Here is a 4,539-nt window from a genome sequence, read left to right on the forward strand (position 1 = left end):
AGTAGACGCGGCTTCGCCCAGCCGCTCTTCCATCGCCTCGGCCTGCTGCACCAGCGCCTGCGCCTGCCCCAGCGCCTCGACGCCGAAGGCGGAAAGCGACAGCCGCCGCGAAGTCCGGTGAAACAGCGTCGCGCCGAGGCGTTGTTCCAGCCGTGCGATCGCCCGCGATACGGTCGGCACCGAAAGGCCACGGCTGCGCGCGGCGCCCGCGAAGCTTCCCGCTTCGGCGACGGCGACGAACAGTTCCCAGCCGGCAAAATCCGTATCAGTCATTTTGTGAAATGATCCGTTTCTATCCTTTCTATTCTTATATGACACGCGAACGCCTATTTGAAGCCCGTGCCGGATGACCCGGCTGAGGAGATCATACATGATCGAAGTTAGGCCGTTCGCATCGCTTGGCGCCGCCGACCATGGCTGGCTCGATGCGCGCCACCATTTCAGCTTTGCCGGCTATCACGATGCCGATCGCATGGGCTGGGGAAGTCTGCGTGTCTGGAACGACGACCGTATCGCGCCCGGCGCCGGCTTTCCGCCGCACCCGCACCGCGACATGGAGATCATCACCTATGTGCGCACCGGTGCCATCACGCACGAGGACAGCATGGGAAATCGCGGACGCACCGCCGCCGGCGATGTGCAGGTAATGAGCGCGGGAACCGGCGTCAGGCACAGCGAGGCCAATCTGGAGGATGTGGAAACCACGCTGTTCCAGATCTGGATCCTGCCCGACCGGGCGGGCGCAAGCCCGCAGTGGGGGATGCAGCCCTTCCCCAAGGCGGATCGCGCCGGGCGGTTCGTGGTGCTGGCGAGCGGCTTCGACGACGAAGGCGCGCTGCCGATACAGGCAAGCGCCCGCGTGCTTGGCGCAACGCTGCAACGCGGCACCGCCACCAGCTACCGGTTCGGTGCGGCGCGGGTCGGCTATCTGGTTGCGGCCGCCGGCCGGGTGAAGGTGAACGGCGTCGAAGTGCAGCCGCGCGACGGCGTCGCGATCCGCGACGTTGCCGAACTGGTTGTCGAAGCGATCGAGGACAGCGAACTCGTCCTTGTCGACGCGACGGAATAATGCGGATAGCAATGCGTCCGCAAAGGATCATGATGGAAGGGATGCCATTCAGATGACAAAGGTTCTCGTACTTTATTATTCCAGCTACGGCCACATGGAGATCATGGCCGGTGCAGTTGCCGAAGGTGTTCGCGCAGCGGGCGCCGAGGCGGTGGTGAAGCGGGTGCCGGAACTGGTGCCGGAACAGATCGCCAGCGCCAGCGGCTACAAGCAGCAGTCGGCGCCGATCGCGACCGTCGATGAACTGGCTGGCTATGACGCCATTCTGGTCGGCGCGCCTACGCGCTTTGGCCATATGGCAAGCCAGATGTCGAACTTCTGGGACCAGACCGGCCGACTGTGGGTAGAGGGCGGCCTGATAGGCAAGGTGGGTGCGGCCTTCACCTCGACCGCAACCCAGCATGGCGGACAGGAGACGACGCTGTTCGCGATCATCACCCAGTTGCTGCATCACGGGATGGTGGTGACGGGTCTGCCCTACAGCTTCCAGGGCCAGATGCGCCACGACGAGATCGTCGGCGGTTCGCCCTATGGCGCTTCGACGATCGCGGGCGCCGACCGCAGCCGCAAGCCTTCGGCGACCGACCTCGAGGGTGCGCGCTATCTGGGCCGCCACGCGGCGGAACTGGCGGCGAAACTCTCGGCCTGATCGCGATGCCCCGCGCGTTGTCTTTCCCTGAACGGGGACGTATCAATGCGCGGGGTCTTGCGAGGAGGACATCAGCCTGACGGACCGGATCGAGCGCCGCAGGATCGGCCACCCCGAGCGTGTGGTGCCGCTGGCATTTCTGGCCGGCATTACGGCAGGAACCGTGCTGCTGATGCTGCCGATGGCACGCGCAGGCGGCATGTCGGGCACGGATAGCGCCGACTTCATGGCGGCGCTGTTCACAGCGACATCGGCGCTCTGCGTAACCGGCCTGACGGTGGTGGATACGCCGTCCTACTGGTCGCCGTTCGGGCATGTCGTGCTGCTGCTGCTGCTGGAAACCGGCGGTCTGGGCATCATGACCGGGGCGACGCTGCTTGGCCTGCTGGTCACGCGCGCGCTGCCGTTGCGCAGCCGGTTGATGGCGTCGGCCGAAATGCGCAGCCTCGACCTCGGCGACGTGGGCAAGGTTCTGCGTCTTGTCGTCGTGGCGACGCTTGCCGGCGAGGCAGTGCTGACGGTCTGGCTGACGGCGCGCTTCTGGTCGTGGGGGATGCCGTTCGGACCGGCGCTCTGGCATGGGCTGTTCCATGCCTGCTCGGCGTTCATGAACACCGGTTTTTCCACCCTTCCCGAAGGGCTTGCGCCGCATCGCAACGACATCCTGTTTCTGCTGCCGCTGATGCTGGGGGTGATCGTCGGCGGCATCGGCTTTCCGGTGCTTTTCGAACTGCACCAGGAATGGCGCAGGCCGCAGCGCTGGTCGATCCACACCAAACTGACGCTCTGGGGCTCGGTGGCGCTGATCCTTGTCGGAATGTTGATCGTGGCCATGCTGGAATGGCGCAACGTCGGCACGCTTGGCGGCCGCAGCATGGGTTCGCGCCTGCTTGGCGCGCTGTTCCATTCGGTGATGACGAGGTCCGGCGGTTTTTCCGTCGACGATCCGGCGCTGATGCGACCGGACACCATCCTGGTTTCGTCGGCGCTGATGCTGATCGGCGGCGGTAGCGCCTCGACAGCCGGGGGCATCCGCGTGACGACGTTTCTGCTGCTGGGGTTCGTGGTCTGGAGCGAGGTGCGCGGGAGGCCGGAATCGATCGCATTCGGGCGGCGGATCGCCCACGAGGCGCAGCGGCAGGCGCTTGCCGTGGTGCTGACGGCGCTGGCCACGGTATCGGTTGCGCTGCTGGTGCTGGCAGGGTTCGTGCAGGCGCCGGTCGAACGGATTGCGTTCGAAGTGATTTCGGCGTTCGCGACAGTCGGGCTGTCAACCGGACTGTCCGCCGAGATGCCGCCTGCCGGGCAGTTCATTCTTGTCGTCATGATGTATGTCGGGCGGGTGGGCACGGTGTCGCTGGCGACTGCGCTTGCCCTCAGGGCGAAGGCCGCCCCTTATCGCTTCCCGGAGGAGAGACCTATTGTCGGCTGAACGAACGAAGGGCGCGCCGCCCGTCATCGTGATAGGCTTGGGCCGTTTCGGCACTTCGGTCGCCCGGTCGCTGTCGCGCCTTGGCCATGAAGTGCTGGGCGTCGATCAGGACATGCAGATCGTGCAGACCATGGCCGACGAACTGACGCATGTGGTGCAGGCCGACAGCACCAGCACGGTGACGCTGAAGAAACTGGGCGCGGGCGACATGCGGCATGCAGTCGTCGGGATCGGATCGGACATCGAGGCGAGCGTGCTGACCGTGGTTGCGCTGACGGACGCCGGTTGCACCGACATCTGGGCGAAGGCGGTGAACCACAATCACGGCCGCATCCTCGAACGGGTGGGGGCAACGCACGTCGTCTATCCCGAGGCCGAGATGGGCGAGCGTGTCGCCCATCTGGTGACGGGGAAAATGATGGATTTCATCGAGTTCGACGATGGATTCGCCATTGTGAAAACGCGCACGCCGCAATTTATGGCGGGAAAGACACTGGCGGAAACAGATGTGCGCAAAACCCACAAGGTTACGATCGTCGGCGTGAAGCGCCCGCGTGAGCCGTTCCTGCATGCAGTGCCGGAAACGATGATCCAGCAGTCGGATGTGCTGATCGTCTCAGGTCCGACGGTTTCGGTCGAGAAGTTCGCCGCGCTCTGCTGAAGGGGCGTGCTGCCCCTTCAGCAGGTGGCGGCGGGAGGCTTAGCCGTTGCTGATGCCAAGGCCCAGTTCGTCGAGGCTGTTCGCGGCGTAGGCACGGGCTGCGAACGCCCAGTTCAGATGCTTGTCGACCACGGCGTCGAGATAGGCTTTGCGGGCGCGCTTGTGGTCGAGATAATAGGCGTGTTCCCAGACGTCGACGGTCAGCACCGGCTTCAGATTCGGGTCGATCACCGGCGTCTGTGCGTCGTGCGCCGACAGCAGCTTCAGCTTGCCACCTTCGGACACCAGCCACACCCAGCCGCTGGCGAAGTGGCCGACGCCCATCGCCACGATCTTTGCCTTCAGGTCGGCGACAGAGCCGAAGTCCCGGTCGATCGCGGCCTTCAGATCGCCGCCCGGCTCTCCTCCGGCGGGGCTGAGGCTTTGCCAGTAGAAGCTGTGGTTGAAGTGCTGTGCCGCATGCACGAACAGCTCGGCGCCTGAAATGAAGTGCGACACTTCATGCGGCTTGGCGTCGGCGCGGGCGCGGATGATTTCAACAAGGCTCTTGTTGGCCAGGCCTTCCTTTTCGGCCAGCTCGTTCAGCCGGTCGACGTAGGCAAGGTGGTGCCCGGCATGGTGCTGGGCGAAGGTGTCGGCGGAAATCGCCGGATGAAGGGCCGTCGGCTCGAACGGAAGCGGGGGGAGGGAGAATTTCGCTGGCATGCATTGGTCCTTTCTTCGGTTCG

Annotated in this window: 6 protein-coding genes; 4 read left to right on the plus strand and 2 right to left on the minus strand. The window is 64.9% G+C overall.

The window, feature by feature from the left end; translation table 11 throughout:
• On the minus strand, positions 1-273 hold a 273-nt coding region (locus tag AC16JP_RS02350), incomplete at its 3' end, for a LysR family transcriptional regulator (RefSeq protein WP_484338994.1).
• Positions 274-370: 97 nt separating this feature from the next.
• Between AC16JP_RS02350 and AC16JP_RS02355 the strand changes: the two genes are divergently transcribed.
• From AC16JP_RS02355 to AC16JP_RS02370, 4 genes are all read left to right on the plus strand, one after another.
• Positions 371-1,069 (plus strand): pirin family protein, encoded by a 699-nt coding sequence (locus AC16JP_RS02355; RefSeq protein ID WP_484338995.1) that lies wholly within the window; start codon positions 371-373, stop codon positions 1,067-1,069.
• Between the two features lie 52 nt (positions 1,070-1,121).
• Positions 1,122-1,718, plus strand: coding sequence for an NAD(P)H:quinone oxidoreductase (gene wrbA, locus AC16JP_RS02360; RefSeq protein WP_484338996.1), 597 nt, complete (start codon positions 1,122-1,124; stop codon positions 1,716-1,718).
• A 124-nt stretch (positions 1,719-1,842) separates the two neighbouring features.
• The gene (locus tag AC16JP_RS02365; protein WP_484338997.1) at positions 1,843-3,150 is read left to right on the plus strand and encodes a TrkH family potassium uptake protein; all 1,308 of its coding nucleotides are present in this window, start codon (positions 1,843-1,845) and stop codon (positions 3,148-3,150) included.
• Positions 3,140-3,811 (plus strand): potassium channel family protein, encoded by a 672-nt coding sequence (locus tag AC16JP_RS02370; protein ID WP_484338998.1) that lies wholly within the window; start codon positions 3,140-3,142, stop codon positions 3,809-3,811. Before AC16JP_RS02365 ends, AC16JP_RS02370 begins: the two co-directional genes overlap by 11 nt.
• A 39-nt stretch (positions 3,812-3,850) precedes the next feature.
• On the opposite strand, the gene AC16JP_RS02375 is transcribed toward AC16JP_RS02370, so the two are convergent.
• Positions 3,851-4,516, minus strand: a complete 666-nt coding sequence (locus AC16JP_RS02375) for a superoxide dismutase (protein ID WP_484338999.1) — start codon at positions 4,514-4,516, stop codon at positions 3,851-3,853.
• Positions 4,517-4,539 lie beyond the last annotated feature (23 nt).

The sequence above is a fragment of the Sandaracinobacteroides sp. genome (genome assembly GCF_057137845.1).

Bases quoted from the DNA above. Each gene is read 5' to 3' on its own strand.
- AC16JP_RS02355 (WP_484338995.1), top strand. From the start codon at position 371: ATGATCGAAGTTAGGCCGTTCGCATCGCTTGGCGCCGCCGACCATGGC.
- wrbA (WP_484338996.1), top strand. From the start codon at position 1,122: ATGACAAAGGTTCTCGTACTTTATTATTCCAGCTACGGCCACATGGAG.
- AC16JP_RS02375 (WP_484338999.1), bottom strand. From the start codon at position 4,516: ATGCCAGCGAAATTCTCCCTCCCCCCGCTTCCGTTCGAGCCGACGGCC.